Raw genomic sequence first — 21,623 nt, 5'->3', positions numbered from 1 at the left:
TCAGATCTTGCGAAGCCGCCGGGCGGCGCGCTCACACCGGTCAGACCGGTTGCGAACTCTGCGCGGCCGGGCCTTCGTACGGCTCGATGTCGTGAAAGTGCCGGTAGTCGATGTGGCTCACGCCGTCGACGTCGTAAAGCAGGTCGACGTAGCGGTGCTGCCAGCGGATCTCACTGTCCGACCAGCTATAGCGCGCCTGCATGATTTGCGCGGTCGATTCGTCGGAGCCTTCGATCATCGCGAGGATCGAAGCATGTTGGCGCGCGAGCGACTCGGGCGTTTCGCCGAAGAGCGGGCTCGATTCGTCGATCACGTGCATGAGGTTCCAGCCGAGCGAGAAGATGGGATGCTGGTCGCGCACGAGCTTGAGGTCGTGGATGCGGCGCGCGGAATAGCCATCCGATGTGGTTTCGAAGCGCATGAGCCGCAGCTTTGCGCCCGCTTCGGCGATCACGTTCTGGCGCGCGTTGGCGGCGCGCGCCATGAGCGTCGTACGGCCCTCGATGGGATGCACGACCACCTCGCGCGCGAACATGATCTTCGCGCGCGGACGCGAGAAGCGCGCGAATACGAGCCCCGTCGACAGCGCGATGCCCGACATGCCGACGAAGATCTCCAGCGTCGCCACAGCGTGCGCATAGAGCGTTTGCGGATGCATGTCGCCGTAACCGACCGTCGCAAGCGTTTCGACGCTGAAGAAAAACGCGCCGCCGAAGCCGCTCGGGTACTGGTTGGCGATGGGCGCGGTGCCGAGCAGGTAGAGGCACGCGAAGAGCGCGTTGAGGATGAGGAACAGACCCGCGAGCGACGCGAAGAAGGTGGGCCAGCGCATGGTGAGCGCGCTGTGATAGAAATCGCGCCAGCCGAGCGACGGCATGCCGTAGACCCGGATCTCGCGGCTGCCGATGAACAGCGTGCGCGGCGTGACGCGTGCGAACCGCGAGGGCCGGCCTGTCTGCCGGGCGGCTTGATTGGCGGTGCGCTGCTGCGGCTCGGGCGTCATGGCGTTCCCTTCGAACTCGAAATGTGAGAAAGCGTAGCAACGCCGAACGGACAGGACAAGCGCGCGCGCCGCGCGCGTGCTGCAGACGTGAATTGCGGGCAGCGGGCTGTGGGCAGCGGCGCGATACGGCGCAGCGCGCGAGCGTACGCGGGCTGCGCCTGAAGCGCCTGCGACGTGGTCAACGCGGGCGACGAGCAGGCCGCAGCGCCGCGCCTCACGCGCTTGCGCGAGCGGCACACGCGCGGCGCAAGCGCGGCAAACGTGCGTGCTCAGGGAAAGTTGTGCGGCTTCGGAATGCCCGCGCCTTGTTCGATATCGGCGATAGCCTGGCGGCGCGCGGCATCGACGGCCTGGGTGGGCGCGTCGAACCCCGCGTTGCCGCCGATGGTGACCCACTGCTGCACGGGCTTGTCGCGGTGCGTGATCTGGTATTCGGCGTCCCAGCGCGCGCCCTGCAGTTGCAGCGGATGAACGTGGATGGCGTAGACGCCATAGAGAAAGAGCTGTTCGGCCATGATCGCCTCCAGCCGGATTACCGGTGATTCAGCCCGAACGTGAGGCAGCAGTTTGCTATTGGTTTGCTGTTGGTTTGATGTTGGTTTGCTGCGTGTTCTCTGAGCGTTCGCGGCCTTACAGTTCGAGTTCGCCAAGGATGCGATGTGCGAGCGCCTTGGCCTCTTCAAGCGCTTCTTCGGGCGTGCCCGATGCGCTTTCCACTTCGTAGACGGCGTTTTCGAGTGCCTCCCCGTCGTCGCGGGCCAGCGAGACCAGGCCCTGGTACAACCCGCCGTCCATGGGCCGTGTCGTGGCGACTGCCGTGTAGATCCCCTTGGTGTAGGTCACATCTTCCATAGCGCGCTCCCGGTGGAAGGAAAGACCGTCCCGGCATGGAGCCGGGAGGTAGATTCCATGCTAGCACTTTGCCCGCGCGGTTGCGGGGCGCGGGTGTGTCAGCGGCGCTTCAGTTTCGTGTCAGTCGTGAGCGCGCGTGGCGTGCGGCGCATGCAGTGCGCGTTGTGCATGTTCGGTCCTCAGTCGGCGAGCAGCGCCACCACTTCATCGAGCGTCGGCGAATGCGCGCCCGGGCGACGGCAGGCCGCCGCACCGGCTGCGAGCGCGAAGCCCAGATGCTGGCGCCACGTGCGTTGCGGCGCGCTCATGAGGCTGAAGAGCAGCCCGCCGATCGAGGCATCGCCCGCGCCCACCGTGTCCGCCACCTCGACGCGCGGCGGCGCGGCTTCGATGACTTCGTCGCCCGCAAAGAGCGTGGCCGCTTGCGCACCGCGCGTCACCAGCAGCGTGGCGGCCGGATTGAGCGCGCGCATCGCCGCGATCGCTTCCGCTTCGCCAAGACCCGGGAACAGCATCCGCAGGTCCTCGTCGGAGACCTTGATGAGGTCGGCGAGCGCGGCCATGCGGCGCAGGATCGGCTCGTAGCCGTGCGCCATCAGGCTGCGGCAGTTCGGATCGAAGCTGATCTTCACGCCCGCGGCGCGCAGTTCGGCCGCGAGCGTGGCGAGCGTTTCGCCAAGCGGCTGACGCACGAGGCTGATGCCGCCGAAGTGCGCCCACTTCGCCTGCGCGCGCCATCCTGCGGGCAACTGTGCGGGATCGAAGGCGAGGTCGGCGCTCTGCTCGCCGATGAAGTAGTAAGCGGGCGGATGCGTCCGATGCACGATCGCGAGCAGCGGCGCACGCTCGACGCGCTGCATGAAGCGCATGTCGAGGCCCGCGGCGACGCTCGCGTTCCAGAGTTCGTCGGAGAAATTGTCGGTGCCGAGCGCGCCCGCGCAGGCTGTCGGCAGGCCGAGCCGCGCGACCGCGCGCGCGACGTTCCAGCCCGCGCCGCCCGGATGCGCGCGCCATTGCGAACCGGCGTGCGAATGCGTGCCGTCCGGTGCGTCGACGCGCACGAGATCGGTGAGGATGTCGCCGGCCGAGATGAAGGCCGGAAAACCTGAAGAGAAGTCGGGGCCCGTGCTGCAGGTGCTCATCGTGTGACTCCTTCATGCTGTGTATCGCCGCCGTCCGTCGGTTGCAGCGGCGCGTACGCATTCGCGCCGTTGCGGCCGGCGGCAGGCGCCACGCCGCGTCCCGGCAGCGCGTTGAGCGTCTCGTAGCAGGCGCCCATCGTGTGATAGTCGGTCTTGCCCGCCGGGCTCTTTTCGTCGCCGTACTTGCGGTTGTCGCACGTGAGGATGCGATACCACGCACCGTAGCGGTGATCGACGAAGTGCGTCCAGCTATAGCGCCACAGTTCGTCGTACCAGTCCCAGAAGCGCTCGGTGCCCGTGCGCTTCGCAAGCAGCGCGGCTGTCGCGATGGTCTCCGCCTGCACCCAGAAGTACTTGTCGTGATCGCAGACCGTGCCGTCCGGGCCGAAGCCGTAGTAGAGCCCGCCGTGGTCGTCGTCCCATGCCTGCGTCATCGCCGCGTCGAAGAGTTCGATCGCGCGCGGCAGCAGCCACGGCAGCGGACGATGCCGCTCGAGAATCAGCAGCAGCTTCGCCCACTCCGTCTGGTGTCCGGGCTGGAAGCCCCACGGCCGGAAGATGTTCGAGCTGTCCTCTTCGTTGTAGTGCCAGTCGACCGACCAGTCCGCGTGAAAGTGCTCCCACACGAGCCCTTGCGAGAGCTTCGCCTGGCGCAGCGTGAGGTTCGATGCAACGCGCTCCGCGCGGTCGAGATAGACGAGGTGGCCCGTTGCCTCGTAGGCCGCGAGCAGCGCCTCGGTCGTGTGCATGTTCGCGTTCTGGCCGCGATAGCGCGACACGACCCAGCCGGCGCTCGCTTCGTCGGCGTAGAGGCCCGCGGCCGCGTCCCAGAAGCGGTGATCCATCAACTCGAACGTCGCGCCGATCATCGGACGCGCTTCCTCGATGCCCGCCATCGCCGCGTGCGAATACGCGAGCAGCACGAACGCGAGGCCGTAGCAGTGGCGCGCGGCGTCGAGCGTGCGCTTCTTGCCGTCGCGCCAGTCGATCTCCCAGTCATAGCCTTCGTGCTGCGGATCCCAGTGCGCTTCGCGCAGGAACTGCAGGCCGTGGCGCGCGTACTGCAGATACAGCGGATCGCCGAACTCGCGATACGCCATCGCATAGTTGAAGACGAAACGGCAACTGCTCACGAGATGGCGCGAGTGCGCGTTGTAGACGGAGCCGTCGTCGCGGAAGTAGTGGTGGAAACCGCCCGTCGGGTCGAACACGTTCGGCGCGTAAAAGCGCAGGGTGTCCTCGACGTGCGAGAGCAGGAACGCGCGGTCGCGGAAATTCCCGGTTGCCGGTGCGGCGGCAAGCGGCGCGTGCGCGGGTTCGGTGCCGGGCCGGGTGGCGGAGACGGTATCGGTGAGCTTCGTCATGGCTTTTCCATCGAGGCTTGGGCTTGGCTTCAGCGTGATTTCGGCGCGGCTGCGGCCGCATGTGCCGTCGCATGTGTCGTCGCGCAATGCGAGGGCGGCGCGATGGCGGCGTCAGCTTCGGCTCGTGCGTTTGCGTTGCTTGCGGCGGTGCAGGCGAGCGTCGCGTCCGGTGCGGCGGTGCGCTGCGCCGTCTGCATGGCGTGCTTTTCGCCCGGTCGTTCGCCTGGTGGTTCGCTTGAACGTTCGCTTGATCGTTCGCCTGGTTTTGCGCTTGCGGGTTTTGTGCCGCGCGAACCGCCGCTCGCGCGGGCAGCGTCCGGGTCCGCCTCGCCGGTCGTGCTGCCGCGTGCGATCAGTTGCACCGGCAGGTTGATTTCGGTGACGGCGGGCGCTTCTTCGAGCAGCAATTCGACGCCGCGCTGCCCGAGCCCTTCCTTGTCGACGGCGACCGTCGAGAGCGACGGCACCGCGTGGGCCGCGCCCGCGATGTCGTCGAAACCGACAATGGCCACGTCCTCGGGCACGCGCAGGCCGCGCGCCAGGCACACGCGCATGGCGGCGAGCGCGGCGGCGTCGTTGTAGGCGAACACGGCGTCGGGCGGCGCGCCGCGCGTCGCGTCGAGCAGACGCTCCATCGCGCGCGCCGCGCCGGTATCGGGATCGAGCCCGGTGTCGATCGTCACTTCAAGCGACGGGTCGAACAGCAGCCCCGCTTCGAAGAACGCGCGCCGGTAGCCGAGTGCGCGCTGCGCGATGCTGAAGTGCGCGAGCGATCCGCCGATGAACGCCACGCGCCGCCGTCCCATCTCGAACAGGTGTTTCATCGCGAGCGCGGCGCCCGCGAGGTTGTCGATGTTCACCGAGCGCAGGCCCTGCGCCCACAGGTCGATCAGCACGAGCGGGCGCTGCAGGCCGACGAGCGCGGCGAGCATCTCGGGCTCGACGAAGCCCGCCACGGCGATGGCGTCGGGCGCGTGCATGCGCAGTTGCTGGATGGTGTCGTCGGCGGGGCCGGCGGTCAGCAGCGCGGGCACGATGCCGTGCTCGCGGCAGGCGTTCTCGACGCCGTGCAGCACGTGCGAGAAAAACGGGCTCGCCGCGAAGTTGTTGTGCTGGCGGTGCAGGAGGAACGTGAGCCGGCGAATGCGCGGGCGCAACTGAGCGCAGTCGTAGCCCAGCGAGCGCGCGACTTCGACGACGCGCGCGCGCGTGGATTCGGAGAGACCCGACTGGTTTTTAAGTGCGCGCGAGACTGTGCCGATCGATACGTTGGCTGCCTGCGCGATGTCGCGAATGGTTGTCCCCATGGCTCCTGGCGGGCGGCGCGCCACGGCGCCGCGCGGTGAAGATCAGGTGTGGGGGCGATTGTATAGTAAAAATTTGGATAAACAGCTTTGTATACGCGCAGTAAAACCCGGGAAATACCCGGGTATAAGGCTATAAATGTAAATTTACATGTTTACTAAAAAGAACTAAACACGTGCGATTGGCGCTGTTTACCGCGGTGTGATGCAACGCGCAAAGCGAAACGCGCAAAGCGAAACGCGAAACGCGAAACGCGCTTCAGTCCGCCGTCGCCACAGCTTCGCCCAGCACGGGCTGCAGCGCCGTGCAGTTACAGCCGTCGATCACCACGAGGCCCGTGGCTTCCTGCTTCGCCCGGCGCTTGGCGATGGCCGCGAGCGATGCAATCGCCTCGCAGCTGTGCTGCGCGCCGCTGCCGGGTGCAATGTACACGCAGCCAATCGCCATCGTCACGAAGCTGAAGAAGGTGGGATTGCCCTGGCGGTCTTCGCCGCGAATGCCGCCCGCGAGCCGGTCTTCGGGCGCGTAGTAGCGCCGCGCGCCCGTGTTGAATGCCTCGATCGCGCGCTGTGCGCGTTCGAACCACGTCTCGCTCTGGAACAGGATCAGGAAGTCGTCGCCGCCCACGTGGCCGAGAAAGTCGCGGGTCGGGTCGCAGGTTTCGGCGAGCACCTTCGCCGCGAACTTCAGCACTTCGTCGCCGCGCCAGTAGCCGTATTGATCGTTGAACGGCTTGAACTGGTTCAGGTCGACGTAGCACGCGTGGAACCCCGCATCGTTCGAGATCAGCCGATCGATGTGCGAAGTCAGCGGAATATTGCCCGGCAGGAACGTGAGCGGATTCGCGTAGCGCGCGGCCTGAATGCGCACCTCGGTCACGGCGCGCACGAGGCTTTCGCCCGTGCCGAGCCCCGCGTAGCGGCCGTTGTCGGTGATGATGAATCCGTCGGCGAGATAGCGCTGGTCGTCGCTCGCGAGCAGCGTCGCCATCTGCTCGACGGTCATCGACTGCTCGATCAGCACCGGCGACGCGTTCGCAAATTGCAGACAGGCTTTCTTGCCGAACAGCTCGCGGTGATAGGGCAGCGCGTAGCGGTCCATGAACGCGCGCCGGTTGACGAGCGCGATCGGCATTTCGCCCTCGACCACGGCGAGCGCGTGCAGTTCGGGCTGGCGGTTGAAGAGTTCGAGCACGTCGTTGTTGGTGGCGCGGCGCTGGAGCGCGGGCGCGTGTACGAGCATCTTCGCCGCGGGCGCGCCGCTCGCGTGCGCCGTCGCCGCGTGGCGCGCGGCTTCGGGAAACACGGCGATGTGGTCCGCGCGGATCGCCTCGCGCGCCGCTTGCGTAATCGCGCGTGCAGGCGGGTTTTCGGGGCGGCCGAAGAAATAGCCCTGTCCGCTGCTAATGCCCATGTCGCGCAGCACGATCAGATCGGCTTCGCTTTCGATGCCCTCGGCCACGAGCCGCGCGCCGCTCGCCTGCGCGAAGTGGTGCATCACGCGCACGGCCTGAAACTTCATGGCGTTGCTCGCGATGCCGTCGATGAAAAAGCGGTCGATCTTGACGACATCCGGCTGCAGGCGCACCCACAGATTCATGCTCGCGTTCGCGGTGCCGTAGTCGTCGAGCGCGAATTGCGCGCCAGCCGCGCGCAGGGCATCGACGACGCCCGTGAACTCGCTGAAGTTGTCGATGGCGCTCTGCTCGGTCAGTTCGATCACGACGCGGCGGGCGTCGAGCGTGCCGTCGAAGAGCGCGGCGGCGTCGCGTCCGCCGTCGGTGAGGCGGCGCAGCGCATCGGCGCTGAAGTTCAGAAACAGCTTGCCCTGGCCGCCGAGCTGCGCGAATGCGTCGATGCAGATGCGCGCCGCCGCGTGTTCGAGCGTGGTCGTGCAGCGCTGTTCGTGCGCGCGCGCGAACAGCGCCGCGGGCGATTCGAGCGGCGATCCGGCCGGGCCGCGGATCAGCCCCTCGTAGCCGAGGATCATGCCGTCCTCGAAACATACGATCGGCTGAAAAACAGCGCGCAGATGGCGTCCGGCGATTAAATCGGCGATGCCGGTCGGAATGGGAGGCGGGGCCGCGCGAACAGACATGTGAAAACCCTTGCAGGCAATGACGACACGCTTAACGGCAGGAAGGTGCTCGAATTAAGTGAATTTTTGGTGACAGGGGGTGCGCAATCGTTAGCGTGCCTAAACGCGCGACGGCAGGCGGAAAAATGCGCGCGCGCAAGCGTCCCGGCGAAGAAGGGCGGGAGCGAAGGAGGGCTCGAAAGAGGGGAGGAAAAGGAGGAGAAAAAAAAGGGTGAAAAAGGCTGCGCGCCGCCTGCCGGTGAGGCGCGCATGACGAGCGCGCGCGGTTTAACGCCGCGCCACGGCCTGCGAGCGCTCGCTGCCGCCCACACGCGATTCGTCGCCTGCCTGAACCTCGCGCTCGCGGCTCAGATCGCGTGCACCCCAGCGCTGCGCGAGCGCCGCGCACACCATCAGCTGGATCTGGTGAAACAGCATCAGCGGCAAAACGATTGCGCCGATTGCATTCGACGCGAAAATCACCTTCGCCATCGGCACGCCCGCCGCGAGACTCTTCTTGGAGCCGCAGAAGATGATCGTGATCTGGTCGGCGCGCGAAAAGCCGAGCTTCCTGCTCGTGAACATCGTCGTGCCGAGCGCGAGCGCGAGCAGCACCGCATTCACGACGAAGAGGCCGCCCAGCGCCGAAAGCGGAATGTGATGCCAGAGCCCTTCGTTGACGGCTTCGCTGAACGCGCCGTAGACGACGAGCAGGATCGAGCCCTGGTCGACGAACTTCAGCATGCCGAGATTGCGCCCGATCCAGCGGCCGATCACGGGGCGCAGCAATTGCCCCGCGATGAAGGGCACGAGCAGTTGCAGCACGATGTTCCAGACCGTGTGCCAGGCGGAACCGCCGCGTGCGCTCTGGTTCGTGACGATGAGGCTCACGAGCGCGGGTGTGACGAAGATGCCGATCAGGCTCGATGCCGAGGCGCTGCACACGGCGGCGGGGACGTTGCCGCGCGCAATCGACGTGAAAGCGATCGACGACTGGACCGTGGAGGGCAGCGTGCAGAGGAACAGCACGCCCGCGTAGAGCGCAGGCGTGACGAGCGGCGAGAGGACCGGCTTGAGGACGACGCCGAACACCGGAAACACGATGAAGGTGCTCGCCAGCACGACGAGATGGAGACGCCAGTGCGTCGCGCCCGCGATGATCGCTTCGCGCGAGAGCTTCGCGCCGTGCAGGAAGAACAGCAGGCCGACGGCGAAATTGGTGAGCCAGTTAAACGGTGTGGCGGCCGCGCCACGCACCGGCAAAAAGCTCGCGACGATCACGGTGGCGATCAGGCTCAGCGTGAAGTTATCGGGTAGGTATTTCGGACGGGCCATCTGACAATCTCGGGGGCGCATCGGCGCGGCGCGGAGCAAGGGCATCCAGGGTCCAGGACGATGCAGGACAAGCGCCGCAGGTCAACGGGAGCCCTATTGTCTCCGTAGGCCGATTGAAAAAGCAAATTCATTTAAAGAATCAATTCGTTCTTTTGTCGTATTAAAGATGCGTCGCGATATTCAGATGGATATCCTCAAACCCGCGCCAGGCGGTCTTTAAAAGTCAAAAAATTGTGAAGTAACACGGTGTTACAACCCTTCCGGTGGCATAACACTTTTAGGCTCGACACCTTTTCAGGGCACCCATAAATTAGCTCAAAGGGTATTTGTGCCCGCGATGGTGGCAAGCGTCGCGCATCATGCGGGCGGGCACCAGGTTTGGCCCGCCACAGCCCGAGTGGCGGAATTTCAAGCGTAACGTCGGGCAGGCGATCGACATAATGCACGCAGGGTGGTTACGACTGGGACGGCTGACCTTTGGAGCGGGATTGACGGCGCTCGCCGCATTCGCCGCATTCGCCCCCGTGCAGCCTGCGTATGCGGCGCACGGCGGCGGCGGCTTTCAGCGCGCACCCGCCGGGCGTCCGATCATGGGTCAGGCAATGCGGCCGATGGCCGGTGGCGCGATGGCTGGCGGCGCGATGCGCGGCGGCTCGCCATGGGCGGGATATCGCGTCAACCGCGGCGGCTTCGGCTCCGGCCGGCCCGGCATCGCGCCGATGCGCGTGGCCGATCAGGGCGGCTGGCGCGGACGCGGCGGCAATCCTCTGCCGGTTCGTTCGGTTGGCGGCGGCTTTGGCGGCTACCGCAACGGTCCGATTACGCCGGTCAGTGCACAGACGCGTTCCGTGCCGCATCCGCCGGCCGACTCGCCGGTGCGCGCGGGTTCGATCCGCGAAGACGTGGCGCGCTATAACGAGGAGCGCGGCGCGTTCCGCCCCGTGCAGCAGCGCAGTGGCGGCGAGGTGCCGCGTCCGCCGATGCCTTCGCCGTATCGCAACTAGCCACGAGCAGCTGCAAGAGGGTGCAGGCGGCTGCGATTAGTTGTACCCGGCAACGTTTTCCCCCCGCGTCAATCTCATTTCACGTTCGTCGTCTGACCCGCTTTTCCGGCTGGCGGGCGGCGCATATCGTTGCGTCCACACCGGTTGCCTCCGGCCTCGACGATTCATTCGTTCTCGTGCGGCAAATGGTCCACTCTGACGTGCGGATACCACACTCCATCAGAAAGCGCTCGCCCGTATAACCGATTTGTCATCAAATCTCGGCTTCGCTACGGCGGCGCGTCAATCGCAATCCCCGGCACCCCGAAAAAGTCCCCGTCGACCCGGCTCGAAAGCCCGGCGACGCAGAAGCTGCAATGCAGCAAAAAGAGACTCCCGGGCGGGCCAGGCGGCATTCGCAGACGTACAAACCAACCGTTTCGCCCGACAGGCGCTAACAGCTCATTTCTGGGACGGCACACCGGGTCCGTGAGGATGCACCGGGCCGGGGATAGCCATGTCTGCAACCGGCAAAACGCCATGGTTTGCGCGCGCCACGAGCCACGAGTTACCCATTTTTGCAAAGACAGGAGATCACATGACTACCACCGTTAGCCGCGTGCTGCGCGCCACGCTCCGAGCGGGCGCGTTCGCTGCCGTGCTTGCCGCCGCTTCGTCGCCGGCGATTGCGCAATCGAGCGTCCAGCTCTACGGTCAGGTTGACGAATGGGTCGGGGTCACGAAGTTCCCGGGCGGCAATGCGGCGGCGAACGTCGGCGGCGGCGGCATGTCGACGTCGTACTGGGGCCTGAAGGGTGCGGAAGATCTCGGTGGCGGCTACAAGGCGATCTTCACGCTCGAAAGCTTCTTTCGCGCGCAAAACGGCCAGGACGGCCGCTTCCAGGGCGACACGTTCTTCGCCCGCAACTCCTACGTCGGCATCGAGTCGCCGTACGGCACGGTCACGGCTGGCCGCCTGACCACGCACCTGTTCGTCTCGACGATTCTGTTCAACCCGCTCGTCGACTCGTACACGTTCTCGCCGATGGTGTACCAGGTGTTCCTCGGCCTCTCGACGTTCCCCACCTACAAGACCGACCAGGGCGTGGTGGGCGATTCGGGCTGGGACAACGCCGTCCAGTATTCGACGCCGGACTTCAACGGCCTCTCGGGCTCGGTGATGTACGCGCTCGGCAATACGGCGGGCGACAACCGCTCGAAGAAGTGGAGCGCGCAGGGCTTGTATTTCCACGGCCCGTTCGCCGCGACGGCGGTGTATCAGTACGTGAACTACAACAACAAGCCGGGCGACATCGGCGGCATTTCGGCCATGCCGAGCGGCCAGCCGCCGCTCGACCTGAAGAGCCAGGGCGTGGCCCAGGTCGGCGTGTCGTACGACCTGAAGTACCTGAAGCTCTTCGGCCAGTACATGTATACGGCGAACACGCAGCAGATCGGCAGCTGGCACGTGAACACGGCGCAGGGCGGCGTGTCGGTCCCGGCGGGCACGGGCACGGTGATGGCCTCGTACGCGTACTCGCGCGACACCGGCGGCCTGAACCAGACGCACCAGACCGCGGCGCTCGGCTACGACTACCCGCTCTCGAAGCGCACCGACGTCTACGCCGCGTACATGTACGACCACTTCGACAACATGTCGTCGGGCATGACGTACGGCGCGGGCATCCGCGCGAAGTTCTAGGCCGCACCGCCTTCGGGCGTGCCGCAACGAAAAAACCCCGTGCTGCTCGCAGCGCGGGGTTTTTGCTTTTCCGGGCACCTGTACGAGTTGTGCATTGCGCACCGCTAATTGATAAATCGCGCACAATGGCGGCGATTGATTCCTGCTGTTTTCCGATAACTCACCGATACGGACGCGCGCGATGGATACCCTCGTCAGCATGAACGTGTTCCGCCAGGTCGTCGAAGCGGGGAGCTTCGTCGGCGCGGCCGAGCGCATGAATATGTCCGCGGCGATGGCGAGCAAGCACGTCGCGCACCTCGAACAGCAACTGGGCGCGCGGCTGCTCAACCGCACGACGCGGCGCGTCGCGCCCACCGAGGCGGGCCGCGAATACTACGAGCGTCTCGCGCTCGCGCTCACCGAACTCGACGAAGCCGGCCAGGCCGTGGGCGCCGCGAGCGTCGTGCCGCAGGGGCGGCTGCGCGTGTCGTCGCTGACCGCGTTCGGGCTGCGGCACGTGATGGGCGCGGTCGCGGATTACGCCGCAGGTTTTCCGCAGGTCACCGTCGACATCACGCTCTCGGATCGCGTCGTCGAACTGATCGACGAAGGTTTCGACGTGGCGATCCGCGCATCGCCCTCCGGGCTCAAGTCGTCGTCGCTGATTGCGCGGCCGCTCGCGACCGCGCACATCGTGCTGTGCGCGTCGCCCGAGTATCTTCGGCGGCACGGCGTGCCGAAGAGCGTTGCCGATCTGGCCCGGCACGACTTCGTGCATTACGCGGGCGCGTCGGCGCTGGAGCTTGCGCCGTTCGCCGAAGGCGGCGCGCGCGCGAAACCGCGCGGCAACCTGATCGTCAATCACCTCGAAGCGCTGCGCGTGGTCCTGCTGCAGGGCGGCGGGCTCTCGATGCTGGGCACGGAGGTGATCGGCGACGACATCGCCGACGGCCGTCTCGTGCCGCTGCTCGTCGATGAACTGCCGCCGCGCGAGCTGCCCATTTACGCGCTGTACGCGAGTCGTCGCCATCTTTCGGCGAAGGTGCGCTCGTTTGTCGATTTCCTCGCAGAGCGTTTCGCCGGTCGCGGATTGTGGCCCGGCGTCGAAGCGATACGCGCGGCGGCGGCTTCGTAGCCGGGGCGCTCGCCGCCGTGGTTGATGCTGCTGCCGTCGTTGTCGTTGTCGTTGTCGCTGTCGCTGTCGCTGTCCGGCGGCGCCGCGCGAACCGTCAGTACCCCATGCCAAGCCGGGCGCGCGTGTCGTCGTATTCGCGCCTGAGCCGCGCGACAAGTTCGGCGACCGACGGGATATCGTCCATCAGTCCGACGCCCTGGCCTGCGCCCCAGATGTCCTTCCATGCTTTCGACTTGTCGCCCGCGAAGTTCATCTTCGTTTTGTCCGATTCGGGCAGCGCGTCCGGGTCGAGCCCCGCGTTGACGATGCTCTCGCGGATGTAGTTGCCGTGCACGCCGGTGAAGAGGTTCGTGTAGATGATGTCGGCGGCTTTCGCTTCGAGGATCGCGTGCTTGTATGCCTCCACCGCGTGCGCTTCGCGGGTGGCGATGAAGCGCGTGCCCATGTAGGCGAGGTCCGCGCCCATCGCCTGTGCGGCGAGAATCGAGCCGCCGTTGGCGATGGCGCCCGACAGCACGATCGGCCCGTCGAACAGGCGTCGCGTCTCGCCCACGAGCGCGAACGGCGAGGTCGTGCCCGCGTGGCCGCCCGCGCCCGCCGCGACGAGAATCAGCCCGTCGACGCCCGCTTCGAGCGCCTTCGCCGCGTGGCGCAGATTGATGACGTCGTGCAGCACGATGCCGCCGTAGCGGTGCACGGCGTCGATGATCTCGCGCGCCGGTGCGCGCAGGCTCGTGATGAAGATCGGCACCTTGTACTCGACGCACACGCGCACGTCGTGTTCGAGGCGCGCGTTCGACTGATGGACGATCTGGTTCACGGCAATCGGCCCGATGGTCGCGCCGGGGTTCGCGGCCTGCCAGGCGGCGAGTTCGGCCTGGATCTGCGTGAGCCAGGCGTCGAGCTGTTCGGCGGGGCGCGCGTTGAGCGCCGGAAACGAACCGACGATGCCGGCTTTGCACTGCGCGAGCACGAGTTCGGGATAGCTGACGATGAACATCGGCGAGCCGACGACGGGCAGCGACAGGTTTTGCAGGACGGCGGGCAATGCCATGACGTGAGTCTCCTTGTGCGGCGCGCGGACGGCCCGGGCGGCCCAAAAACGGGCAATCACGAAACGATCGTTCGATTATAGGAGTGCGTCTGTACGGGGTGACCGTACGCGACTTTTGAGCAAGTGTTCGGTTTCTACTCGCACAGTATGGAAATTACACTGGGCCGCAACGCACGCCTCCTACAATGTGACACGTCCAATTCAAACAAGAGAGGGGACATGCCGTTCGAAGCATTCACGCCTTTTACCGTCCGTACGGCGAGCGGTATCGACATCCACGGCGTCAAGAGCGGTGAGGGCGGTGAGGGGCCGCCGCTGCTGCTGCTGCACGGCCATCCGCAGACCCACATGATCTGGCATCGTTGCGCCGACGAACTTGCGCGGCACTTCACCGTGATTGCGACGGATCTGCGCGGCTACGGCGCATCGTCGAAGCCGCAGGGCGACCCGGAGCACGTGACGTATTCGAAGCGCGCGATGGCCGCCGATCAGGTGGAGGTGATGCGCCACTTCGGTTACGAGCGGTTTCTCGTCTGCGCGCACGACCGCGGTGCACGCGTCGCGCATCGCATGGCGCTCGATCATGCGGATGCCGTCGAGCGTCTGATGCTGCTCGACATCGCGCCCACGCTCGCGATGTACGAACAAACCGACCGCACCTTCGCGACACTGTATTTCCACTGGTTCTTCCTGATCCAGCCCGCGCCGCTGCCCGAAACGCTGATCGGCCAGAACACCGACGTCTACATCGAGCGCACGATGGGCAATCGTCACGCGGGGCTCGCGCCGTTTTCGCCCGCGGCGCTCGATGCCTATCGCGCGGCGCTGCGCGAGCCCGGCGCGGTGCATGCGATCTGCGAGGACTATCGTGCGTCCGCAACGATCGACCTCGAACACGACCGCGCCGACCTCGAACGCGGCCACAAGGTATCGTGCCCGCTGCGCGTACTGTGGGGCGAGGAGGGGGCAATCGGGCGCTGCTTCGACCCGCTCGACGAATGGCGCAAGGTCGCGCGCGACGTGAGCGGGCGCGCACTCGCGTGCGGCCACTACGTCCCCGAGGAAGCGGGTGCGGAACTCGTGAGCGAGATGCTCGCGTTTTTCGAGGCGACCGAGCGCTGAGGGCGCGCCGCCCGAACGTTCACGCGAGCGGCGGCAGGCGGCGCGCTACCGGCGTCGTTTTGACGATGGCGGTGCTCGTCTCCGCGCGCTCCGTGACTTTCGAGAGGATCTCGTCGAGCTGCTCGATCGAATGCAGATAGAGGCGCGCGATGAAGCAGTCGTCGCCGGTGACCTTGTCGCACTCGACGAATTCCGGAATGCGCCGGATCACCTCTTCGACCAGATGCAACTGGCCCGGCAGCGGCTTCACACGCACGATGGCCTGGAGCGTATAGCCGAGTGCGCGCGGATCGATCTGCACCGTAAAGCCGCTGATCACGCCTTGCGCCTCCAGCCGCCGCAGCCGCTCCGACGTGCTGGGCGCGGAAAGACCGACCTGGCGCGCGAGTTCGCTGATCGGCGCGCGGGCGTCCTGCGCGAGCGCGGCGAGCAGTGCGCGGTCGATGTCATCGAGATTGGCCGGCTGGACCGGCGCGTTCGGGCGTTTCGTCATGATCGTGTGCGCGGTGTTTGCGCGGCGTTTGCGCTGTACGCGCGTTGTGGGCGTGCTGTGTCTCGTTTGGCAATTCGCCGTTTCACCCTTCGATTCGCAGGTAAAAGGCCTGTTACGCCTCAGTGTAGCCATGTATTTCGCCGGGTGCCGCAAGTAAACTGGTCGTCATCGCGGCATTCGGTGTGCGTTGCGGATGCCGCCGGTCTCATACCGGGAATCGTTTCAATGGCTACTACCGAAATCCGTCGCGGCGCCGCCGAAATGGTCGTTGCGATGCTCATGTCCGGCACCATCGGCTGGCTCGTCGTCGCTTCGCAGCAGGCCGCGCTCAATGTCGCGTTCATGCGTTGCGTGCTGGGCGGCGCGACACTCGCACTCGTGTGCGCCGTGCGCGGCCTGTTGCGCCGCTCGCTGTTCTCGCCGCGCATGCTGCTGCTTGCCGTGCTGGGCGGTGCAGCCATCGTCGTCAACTGGGTGCTGCTCTTCGCCGCCTATTCGCGCGCCTCGATTTCGATGGCGACCGCCGTCTACAACACGCAGCCGTTCATGCTGGTCGGGCTCGGCGCGCTCGTGCTGCGCGAGCGCGTGACGGCCTCCATCGTCGCGTGGCTTGCGATCGCGTTCGTCGGGCTCGTCTGTGTGGTCAAGGTGCAGCCCGCCGTGCTCGCCGTGCCGGGGGAGTATCTGCAGGGCGTGGCCTGCGCGGCGGGTGCGGCGTTTCTTTACGCGGTCGCATCGATCATCACGCGGCACCTCAAGGGCACGCCGCCGCATCTCCTCGCGCTCGTGCAGGTCGCCTTCGGCGCGCTCGCGCTTGCGCCGTTCATCCGCTACGACACGCTGCCCGCCACGCCGCTGCACTGGGCGCAGATCGTCACACTCGGTGTCGTACACACGGGGATCATGTACGTGCTGCTTTATGGTGCAATCCAGAAGCTGCCGACGGCGATGACCGGCGCGCTTTCGTTCATCTATCCCGTGGTGGCGATCGTCGTCGATTGGCTCGCATTCGGCCAGCGGCTTGCGTGGATCCAGGTGGCGGGTGCCGCGCTTATTCTGCTCGCGGCGGCGGGCGTGAATCTGGGCTGGCGGATCGTCCCGCAACGTGCGAGGGTCCGTCCCGGTTTCACGAAAAATTGATTGGGATCGCGAATCGATGACCAGGGTGCGTCAAGTTGTCCAGGCAATGCGAGGCGTTTCTTGATTTGCGTCAGGCGCCTCCAGGGAAATCACCTACCCGGCATGTTTCTTTGCGCGGGTATGATAACTTGATAGTTTGATCACGTCGGTAAACGATGCTCGCGCTCGCCCAGCAATGGACGAGCGTTTTTTTTATTGTGCTTCGTAAAAGCGCGGTCGATTATCGATCCGCCGCAATCCGTTCACCCGTTGTGCGAGCAACTATCGCGGCATATTCCCCCGCCATCTGCGTTGAAGCTTCTCGCCTAATCCACCGTCCCGCGTGCGTCGATCCGCTCGCCGTCCAGCACGAGCGCGCCGCTCTTCGCGAGTTCGCCAGCCAGCTCACGCAGAAGCGCAGGCCACGCGGCTCGTGGCGCAAGCTGCCGTGCCGCCGCGCGCATGGCCGAAGCATTCGCGAGCAACGCCTCCAGCGTGGTGAATGTCATCGAGCGCACTTCTAGCAGCTTGAACACGACGAGCACTTTCAATGCGTTGCGCGCATTGCGCACAGGATCGGCACGCAGCCACGCGAGGCGCGAAAACGCACGTTCGAGCGCGGCGTCGACATTCGAGAACGGTGCACCGTGGCCAGGAATCACGATATTCACGTCGAGCTTTGCAATTGCTTCGAGCACCGCTTGCTGCTCGGCGAAACCGCTTTCGCCATCGAGCTCGGGAAAGATCACGCCGAAGCCGTTTTCCCAGAGCGCGTCGGCGCTGATCAAAAGGCGCGGTTGCGCGGCGTAAAGCATCACCGAATCGGGATCGTGACCCGGTGCGCCAATCACCTCCCACTCGAAACCGCCGAGCACAAGACGCTCACCCGGCGCGAGCGTGCCGGTGAAACCAAAGCGATGGCAGGTCTGTCCAGTCGCGAGAAACGAGAGGCTTGCCTCGTCCCAGTCACGCACGGCGCGCGCGCTGCGCGCCGGGATCAGCGTTTCGCACGGCCACGCGGCTTGCAGTTGCGCGTTGCCGCCGCAGTGATCGGAATGCAGATGCGTATTGACGACGAGATCGAGCGCGCGCGCGCCCAACGCGCGCTCCACGAGCGCGACGGTCTGTGCCGCGTGCGTGGCATAACCGGTATCGACGATCGCGGCGCGCGCATCGTCGACGAGCAGCACGTTGTTCGACGAAAGCCAGCCGCGCTCGAACACGCGGATCGACGGCGGAAGTTGTGTGCTGGCGCTCATGGTTTCGGCATGACGAGAATCGTTGCGTTGGCGACGATAACGGGCTCGCCATCCTGATTGACGGCGGTGCCCGTGAGTTTGACGAGGTCGCCATTCAGGCCCGGCTTCCACCACGCTTCTTCGACGCGCCATTCGAACGTGAGCACGTCGTGCGCACTGGTTGCGCGCTTGAGCTTGATGTCGAATTCGAGGCCGAGCGGTTGCGCGTACGTCGAGAAATGCGTCGCAAGCAACGCCATGAAATGCGCGGTGGGCTGCGTGCCCGATGCGATCAGTCCGCCGAAGCGGCTCTCACGCGCATAAGCGTCGTCGTGATGCAGCGGGTTCAGATCGCCGACGAGCGTGGCAAACGACTTCACCGAATCGGGCGAGAGCGCGAGCGTCGAGCGGCAGGTTTCGCCATGCTTCACGACCCTGGGCGGCGCGTTCATTGCGCGCCTTCTTCGCTTGCGGGCACGGCGTCGAAGCGCTGCGCCAGCCACTGCGCGTGACGCGCTTCGATGGCGTTCCAGACCGCGCGCTTCGCATCGTCGTCGAGCGTGGACCATGCCGCAATTTCGTCGATGGTGCGCAGGCAGCCTTCGCACAGGCCGCTCGCCTCACTCATGCGGCAGATGTTGATGCACGGCGAGGCGGGCGCACCGGCAGCGGAATACGCCGTCATGCTCACGCGTCGCGCAGGGCGACGTCGACCACGGGTGCGCCGGTCAGCGTGGCCAGTTCCTGCGGCGAGAGATTGAACACCGCATGCGGATGACCCGCCGCGGCCCACAGGCTGTCGAGTTCGAACAGGTCGGCGTCGATGAGCGTGACGGGCGGCGTGGCGTGGCCAATCGGGCAGACGCCGCCAATCGCGTAGCCGGTCTTCTCGCGCACGAACTTCGCATCGGCACGGCCGATATCGCCCACGTGCGCCGCGACTTTCTTTTCGTCGACCCGGTTCGCGCCGCTTGCGATCACGAGCACGGGCGCGTCGTCATCGCGGCGGCGAAAGAGGATCGACTTGGCGATCTGCGCGACTTCGCAGCCGAGCCCCGCGGCGGCTTCGGCGGAGGTCTTGCCGGTTTCGGGCAGCATCACGACAGGCTTCTCATGGCCGCGTTCGCGCAGCAGGCGCGCGACGCGCCGTGCCGAATCCGGCAGTGCGTCCAGATCGTCGTGCGAGGGGGAAAGCGTTTGCGTCATTGGATTCATTCCTTCGTACTGCAATTCGACAGGCAATGCTGCGTTTCGCGTATCTACGTGTCTTTACGTGCCGTTATGCGCACGCGGCTTCGCTGCGCTGCTTCGCGAGCAGCGCCTTGCCCGCACGCGAGACGTTGGCGCGGCCAATGGCGTTCGAAATGAAATCGCCCGCCGCGACGACCTGGTTCAGATCGACGCCGGTGTGAATGCCGAGGCCGTTCATCAGGTAGAGCACGTCTTCGGTCGCGACGTTGCCCGTTGCGCCCTTCGCGTAGGGACAGCCGCCGAGCCCCGCCACCGATGCGTGGAAGATCGCGATGCCTTCCTGCAGCGCCGCATAGATGTTCGCGAGCGCCTGACCGTAGGTGTCGTGGAAGTGGCCCGAGAGTCGCTCGCGCGGGAACACCTTCGTCACGGCTTCGAACACTTCGCGCGTGCGCTTCGGCGTGCCGACGCCAATCGTATCGGCAATGTCGATCTCGTCGCAGCCGAGCGCGGCGAAACGCTCGACCACATCCACGACGGACGCAACCGGCACCTCGCCCTGATACGGGCAGCCGAGCGCGCACGAGACGCTGCCGCGAATGCGCATGCTGTGCTGCTTCGCGGCTTGCGCGACAGGCACGAAGCGCTCGATGCTTTCGGCAATCGAGCAGTTGATGTTCTTCTGCGAGAACGCTTCGCTCGCGGCGCCGAAAATCACGATCTCGTTGGCGCGTGCGGCGAGCGCGCCCTCGAAGCCGCGCAGGTTCGGCGTGAGCACCGAATAGATCGCGCCCGCGCGCCGCTCGATCGCGGCCATGACCTCGGCGCCGTCGGCCATTTGCGGAACCCATTTCGGCGAGACGAACGAGGCCGCTTCGATGTTCGGGAAACCGGCTGCCGAGAGGCGGTTGATCAAATCGATCTTCGTTGCAGTGGCAACGAAGTCCTTTTCGTTTTGCAGACCGTCGCGCGGCCCGACTTCGACGATCTTTACTGCTGCGGGTAAGGTCATGCCTGTCTCCTGCTCGTATTTCATGTGTTGCTTGTGTGGTGTGCCGTGGCCTTCAGTAACCGCGCCCGACATGCACGATGCCGCTCACGGTTTCGCCGCGCGAAAGCGCTTCGATTTTGTCCGCGATCTGCGAGATCGCCTCGTCGCGCAGCGTGAGCGCCGAACTGTGCGGCGTGATCGTGATGCGCGGCTCGCGCCAGAACGGATGATCGGGCACGAGCGGTTCCTCGCGGAACACATCGAGCGTCGCTGCCGAGAGCGTGCCGTTCGCGAGCGCGTCGACGAGATCCTGCTCGACCAGATGCGAGCCGCGCGCCACATTCACGAGATACGCGCCGCGTTCGAGCTTCGCGAATACGCGTGCGTCGAGGATGTCCTCTGTATCCGGTGTGGCGGGCAGCAGATTCACGAGCAGCTTCACGCCGTCGAGAAACGCGTCGAACTGCGCACTGTGCAGCTCGCCCGAATAAGTCGCGATGCCGTCGAGCGTTTTTGCACTGCGCGAGAAGCCGCGCACGGGCACGCCGAGCGCGGCGATGGCGCGCGCGACCTGCGCGCCCAGCACGCCGAGCCCGAGCACGCCCACCGTGAACGCTTCGCGCGGATGCGGCGCGAGGACGTGCCATTCGCGCCGCGTCTGCGCGAGCGCGTATTCGTCGAAGCGGCGCAGATAGCGCAGCACCGCGTGCTGCACGTATTCGCTCATCTGCTGCGCCATGCCCGAATCTTCGAGGCGGACGAGCAGCGCATCCTGCGGCAGCGTGCCGGGCTGCTCGCGTTCGAGTGCGAGGATCGCATCGACGCCCGCACCGAGATTGAAGATCGCGCGCAAGCCGGGACGCGCGGCCAGCAGTTCGCGTGGCGGATGCCAGACGATCGCGTAGTCGGCGGCGGCGTTATCGCCCGGTTGCCATGCACGCAGTTCGGCCTCGGGCAGCGCGTGCGAGAGACCATGAAGCCATGCCGATGCATCGGCTTGCGGCAGCCAGAACAGGATTTTCATTTTTGCCATCGTACGGTGCGCCTTACCTGGCGAAGAGACGGCCGATATCGGCGAACGCCTTGAATTCGAGCGCGTTGCCGCACGGATCGAGGAAGAACATGGTCGCCTGCTCGCCGACCTGACCCTTGAAGCGGATATGCGGCTCGATGACGAATTGCGTGCCTGCATCCTTCAGGCGCGCGGCGAGCGCGTGCCAGTCGTCCATCGAAAGCACGACGCCGAAGTGGCGCACGGGGACGTCGTGGCCGTCGACGGCATTGACGCCGCGATGGCCCGCTTCTTCCGGCGCGAGGTGCGCGACGAGCTGATGGCCGAAGAAGTCGAAGTCGACCCATTCCGGCGAGCTGCGGCCTTCGGCGCAGCCGAGGAGGCCGCCGTAAAAGGCGCGCGCGTGCTCGAGGCTCGTCACCGGAAACGCGAGATGAAACGGCTGCAAGGGCCGCTGATTGATGCTCGTAGCCTGTGACATGACAGTACCCGTGGCTGGTGTCTTGCCGACATTCTACGTTTTC

The 21,623-nt window shown here is 65.9% G+C and carries 21 protein-coding genes and 1 pseudogene; 5 read left to right on the top strand and 17 right to left on the bottom strand.

Annotation, left to right across the window (positions count from 1 at the left end; genetic code table 11):
* Window positions 1–40: 40 nt before the first annotated feature.
* The 8 genes and pseudogenes from Q0L30_RS00700 to Q0L30_RS00665 all read right to left on the bottom strand — a co-directional run bounded on the left by Q0L30_RS00700 (window position 41) and on the right by Q0L30_RS00665 (window position 9,077).
* Window positions 41–1,003 (bottom strand): ion channel, encoded by a 963-nt coding sequence (locus Q0L30_RS00700; protein ID WP_296649853.1) that lies wholly within the window; start codon window positions 1,001–1,003, stop codon window positions 41–43.
* Between the two features lie 269 nt (window positions 1,004–1,272).
* Window positions 1,273–1,518: a hypothetical protein gene (locus Q0L30_RS00695; RefSeq protein WP_293039345.1), complete on the bottom strand. Its 246-nt coding sequence runs from the start codon at window positions 1,516–1,518 to the stop codon at window positions 1,273–1,275.
* 115 nt (window positions 1,519–1,633) lie between these two features.
* Window positions 1,634–1,855, bottom strand: coding sequence for a hypothetical protein (locus Q0L30_RS00690; RefSeq protein WP_296649845.1), 222 nt, complete (start codon window positions 1,853–1,855; stop codon window positions 1,634–1,636).
* A 179-nt stretch (window positions 1,856–2,034) separates the two neighbouring features.
* The gene (locus Q0L30_RS00685; protein WP_296649843.1) at window positions 2,035–2,997 is read right to left on the bottom strand and encodes a carbohydrate kinase; all 963 of its coding nucleotides are present in this window, start codon (window positions 2,995–2,997) and stop codon (window positions 2,035–2,037) included.
* A complete protein-coding gene (locus Q0L30_RS00680) occupies window positions 2,994–4,361 on the bottom strand; it encodes an AGE family epimerase/isomerase (RefSeq protein WP_296649840.1) in 1,368 nt (455 codons plus the stop codon). The genes Q0L30_RS00685 and Q0L30_RS00680 overlap by 4 nt, the downstream gene beginning before the upstream one ends.
* 335 nt (window positions 4,362–4,696) lie before the next feature.
* A pseudogene (locus Q0L30_RS00675) lies at window positions 4,697–5,668 on the bottom strand (LacI family DNA-binding transcriptional regulator); the annotation flags it as partial.
* Window positions 5,669–5,924: 256 nt separating this feature from the next.
* The gene (locus tag Q0L30_RS00670; RefSeq protein ID WP_296649838.1) at window positions 5,925–7,763 is read right to left on the bottom strand and encodes a phosphodiesterase; all 1,839 of its coding nucleotides are present in this window, start codon (window positions 7,761–7,763) and stop codon (window positions 5,925–5,927) included.
* A 267-nt stretch (window positions 7,764–8,030) separates the two neighbouring features.
* Entirely contained in the window at window positions 8,031–9,077 is a 1,047-nt protein-coding gene (locus tag Q0L30_RS00665) for a bile acid:sodium symporter family protein (RefSeq protein WP_296649835.1), read from the bottom strand.
* Window positions 9,078–9,565: 488 nt separating this feature from the next.
* Here Q0L30_RS00665 and Q0L30_RS00660 point away from each other — a divergent pair, with 488 nt between their 5' ends.
* From Q0L30_RS00660 to Q0L30_RS00650, 3 genes are all read left to right on the top strand, one after another.
* Window positions 9,566–10,081 (top strand): hypothetical protein, encoded by a 516-nt coding sequence (locus tag Q0L30_RS00660; RefSeq protein ID WP_296649833.1) that lies wholly within the window; start codon window positions 9,566–9,568, stop codon window positions 10,079–10,081.
* Between the two features lie 577 nt (window positions 10,082–10,658).
* On the top strand, window positions 10,659–11,762 hold the full coding sequence (locus tag Q0L30_RS00655) for a porin (RefSeq protein ID WP_296649829.1): 1,104 nt from the start codon (window positions 10,659–10,661) through the stop codon (window positions 11,760–11,762).
* A gap of 181 nt (window positions 11,763–11,943) precedes the next feature.
* Window positions 11,944–12,879, top strand: coding sequence for a LysR family transcriptional regulator (locus tag Q0L30_RS00650; RefSeq protein ID WP_296649826.1), 936 nt, complete (start codon window positions 11,944–11,946; stop codon window positions 12,877–12,879).
* A gap of 94 nt (window positions 12,880–12,973) precedes the next feature.
* Here the strand turns inward: Q0L30_RS00650 and Q0L30_RS00645 are convergent, their stop codons facing one another.
* Complete coding sequence (locus Q0L30_RS00645; RefSeq protein ID WP_296649823.1) at window positions 12,974–13,933, bottom strand: nitronate monooxygenase family protein; 960 nt, start codon at window positions 13,931–13,933, stop codon at window positions 12,974–12,976.
* Window positions 13,934–14,152: 219 nt separating this feature from the next.
* Here Q0L30_RS00645 and Q0L30_RS00640 point away from each other — a divergent pair, with 219 nt between their 5' ends.
* Complete coding sequence (locus tag Q0L30_RS00640) at window positions 14,153–15,055, top strand: alpha/beta hydrolase (protein ID WP_296649821.1); 903 nt, start codon at window positions 14,153–14,155, stop codon at window positions 15,053–15,055.
* Window positions 15,056–15,074: 19 nt separating this feature from the next.
* Here the strand turns inward: Q0L30_RS00640 and Q0L30_RS00635 are convergent, their stop codons facing one another.
* The gene (locus Q0L30_RS00635; protein ID WP_296649819.1) at window positions 15,075–15,548 is read right to left on the bottom strand and encodes an Lrp/AsnC family transcriptional regulator; all 474 of its coding nucleotides are present in this window, start codon (window positions 15,546–15,548) and stop codon (window positions 15,075–15,077) included.
* A gap of 225 nt (window positions 15,549–15,773) precedes the next feature.
* On the opposite strand from Q0L30_RS00635, the gene Q0L30_RS00630 reads away from it, so the two are divergent.
* Window positions 15,774–16,688, top strand: a complete 915-nt coding sequence (locus Q0L30_RS00630; protein WP_296649817.1) for a DMT family transporter — start codon at window positions 15,774–15,776, stop codon at window positions 16,686–16,688.
* A 305-nt stretch (window positions 16,689–16,993) separates the two neighbouring features.
* Here Q0L30_RS00630 and Q0L30_RS00625 read toward each other — a convergent pair whose 3' ends face one another.
* The 7 genes from Q0L30_RS00625 to Q0L30_RS00595 form a co-directional block, all read right to left on the bottom strand.
* A complete protein-coding gene (locus tag Q0L30_RS00625; protein WP_296649816.1) occupies window positions 16,994–17,926 on the bottom strand; it encodes an MBL fold metallo-hydrolase in 933 nt (310 codons plus the stop codon).
* A complete protein-coding gene (locus Q0L30_RS00620; RefSeq protein WP_296649814.1) occupies window positions 17,923–18,357 on the bottom strand; it encodes a MaoC family dehydratase in 435 nt (144 codons plus the stop codon). The genes Q0L30_RS00625 and Q0L30_RS00620 overlap by 4 nt, the downstream gene beginning before the upstream one ends.
* Window positions 18,354–18,590, bottom strand: a complete 237-nt coding sequence (locus Q0L30_RS00615; protein ID WP_296649812.1) for a DUF1289 domain-containing protein — start codon at window positions 18,588–18,590, stop codon at window positions 18,354–18,356. The genes Q0L30_RS00620 and Q0L30_RS00615 overlap by 4 nt, the downstream gene beginning before the upstream one ends.
* Before the next feature lie 2 nt (window positions 18,591–18,592).
* Window positions 18,593–19,111 (bottom strand): YbaK/EbsC family protein, encoded by a 519-nt coding sequence (locus Q0L30_RS00610; protein ID WP_296649810.1) that lies wholly within the window; start codon window positions 19,109–19,111, stop codon window positions 18,593–18,595.
* Between the two features lie 73 nt (window positions 19,112–19,184).
* The gene (locus tag Q0L30_RS00605) at window positions 19,185–20,108 is read right to left on the bottom strand and encodes a hydroxymethylglutaryl-CoA lyase (RefSeq protein ID WP_296649808.1); all 924 of its coding nucleotides are present in this window, start codon (window positions 20,106–20,108) and stop codon (window positions 19,185–19,187) included.
* Window positions 20,109–20,160: 52 nt separating this feature from the next.
* Window positions 20,161–21,111: a glyoxylate/hydroxypyruvate reductase A gene (locus Q0L30_RS00600; protein WP_296649970.1), complete on the bottom strand. Its 951-nt coding sequence runs from the start codon at window positions 21,109–21,111 to the stop codon at window positions 20,161–20,163.
* A gap of 22 nt (window positions 21,112–21,133) precedes the next feature.
* On the bottom strand, window positions 21,134–21,580 hold the full coding sequence (locus Q0L30_RS00595) for a VOC family protein (protein ID WP_296649805.1): 447 nt from the start codon (window positions 21,578–21,580) through the stop codon (window positions 21,134–21,136).
* Window positions 21,581–21,623 lie beyond the last annotated feature (43 nt).

Source organism: Paraburkholderia sp., assembly GCF_024281035.1.
Classification (GTDB): Bacteria; Pseudomonadota; Gammaproteobacteria; order Burkholderiales; family Burkholderiaceae; genus Paraburkholderia.
Note: the sequence above shows the minus strand (reverse complement) of the source record. Positions and strands in the feature narration are given on the sequence as shown.

Excerpts from the sequence above, each read along its gene's own strand:
- Q0L30_RS00655 (WP_296649829.1), top strand. The coding sequence starts at position 10,659 with ATGACTACCACCGTTAGCCGCGTGCTGCGCGCCACGCTCCGAGCGGGC.
- Q0L30_RS00630 (WP_296649817.1), top strand. The coding sequence starts at position 15,774 with ATGGCTACTACCGAAATCCGTCGCGGCGCCGCCGAAATGGTCGTTGCG.
- Q0L30_RS00690 (WP_296649845.1), bottom strand. The coding sequence starts at position 1,855 with ATGGAAGATGTGACCTACACCAAGGGGATCTACACGGCAGTCGCCACG.
- Q0L30_RS00700 (WP_296649853.1), bottom strand. The coding sequence starts at position 1,003 with ATGACGCCCGAGCCGCAGCAGCGCACCGCCAATCAAGCCGCCCGGCAG.
- Q0L30_RS00635 (WP_296649819.1), bottom strand. The coding sequence starts at position 15,548 with ATGACGAAACGCCCGAACGCGCCGGTCCAGCCGGCCAATCTCGATGAC.
- Q0L30_RS00685 (WP_296649843.1), bottom strand. The coding sequence starts at position 2,997 with ATGAGCACCTGCAGCACGGGCCCCGACTTCTCTTCAGGTTTTCCGGCC.
- Q0L30_RS00595 (WP_296649805.1), bottom strand. The coding sequence starts at position 21,580 with ATGTCACAGGCTACGAGCATCAATCAGCGGCCCTTGCAGCCGTTTCAT.
- Q0L30_RS00695 (WP_293039345.1), bottom strand. The coding sequence starts at position 1,518 with ATGGCCGAACAGCTCTTTCTCTATGGCGTCTACGCCATCCACGTTCAT.
- Q0L30_RS00650 (WP_296649826.1), top strand. The coding sequence starts at position 11,944 with ATGGATACCCTCGTCAGCATGAACGTGTTCCGCCAGGTCGTCGAAGCG.
- Q0L30_RS00620 (WP_296649814.1), bottom strand. The coding sequence starts at position 18,357 with ATGAACGCGCCGCCCAGGGTCGTGAAGCATGGCGAAACCTGCCGCTCG.
- Q0L30_RS00605 (WP_296649808.1), bottom strand. The coding sequence starts at position 20,108 with ATGACCTTACCCGCAGCAGTAAAGATCGTCGAAGTCGGGCCGCGCGAC.
- Q0L30_RS00615 (WP_296649812.1), bottom strand. The coding sequence starts at position 18,590 with ATGACGGCGTATTCCGCTGCCGGTGCGCCCGCCTCGCCGTGCATCAAC.
- Q0L30_RS00680 (WP_296649840.1), bottom strand. The coding sequence starts at position 4,361 with ATGACGAAGCTCACCGATACCGTCTCCGCCACCCGGCCCGGCACCGAA.
- Q0L30_RS00645 (WP_296649823.1), bottom strand. The coding sequence starts at position 13,933 with ATGGCATTGCCCGCCGTCCTGCAAAACCTGTCGCTGCCCGTCGTCGGC.
- Q0L30_RS00610 (WP_296649810.1), bottom strand. The coding sequence starts at position 19,111 with ATGACGCAAACGCTTTCCCCCTCGCACGACGATCTGGACGCACTGCCG.
- Q0L30_RS00625 (WP_296649816.1), bottom strand. The coding sequence starts at position 17,926 with ATGAGCGCCAGCACACAACTTCCGCCGTCGATCCGCGTGTTCGAGCGC.
- Q0L30_RS00665 (WP_296649835.1), bottom strand. The coding sequence starts at position 9,077 with ATGGCCCGTCCGAAATACCTACCCGATAACTTCACGCTGAGCCTGATC.
- Q0L30_RS00670 (WP_296649838.1), bottom strand. The coding sequence starts at position 7,763 with ATGTCTGTTCGCGCGGCCCCGCCTCCCATTCCGACCGGCATCGCCGAT.
- Q0L30_RS00600 (WP_296649970.1), bottom strand. The coding sequence starts at position 21,111 with ATGAAAATCCTGTTCTGGCTGCCGCAAGCCGATGCATCGGCATGGCTT.
- Q0L30_RS00640 (WP_296649821.1), top strand. The coding sequence starts at position 14,153 with ATGCCGTTCGAAGCATTCACGCCTTTTACCGTCCGTACGGCGAGCGGT.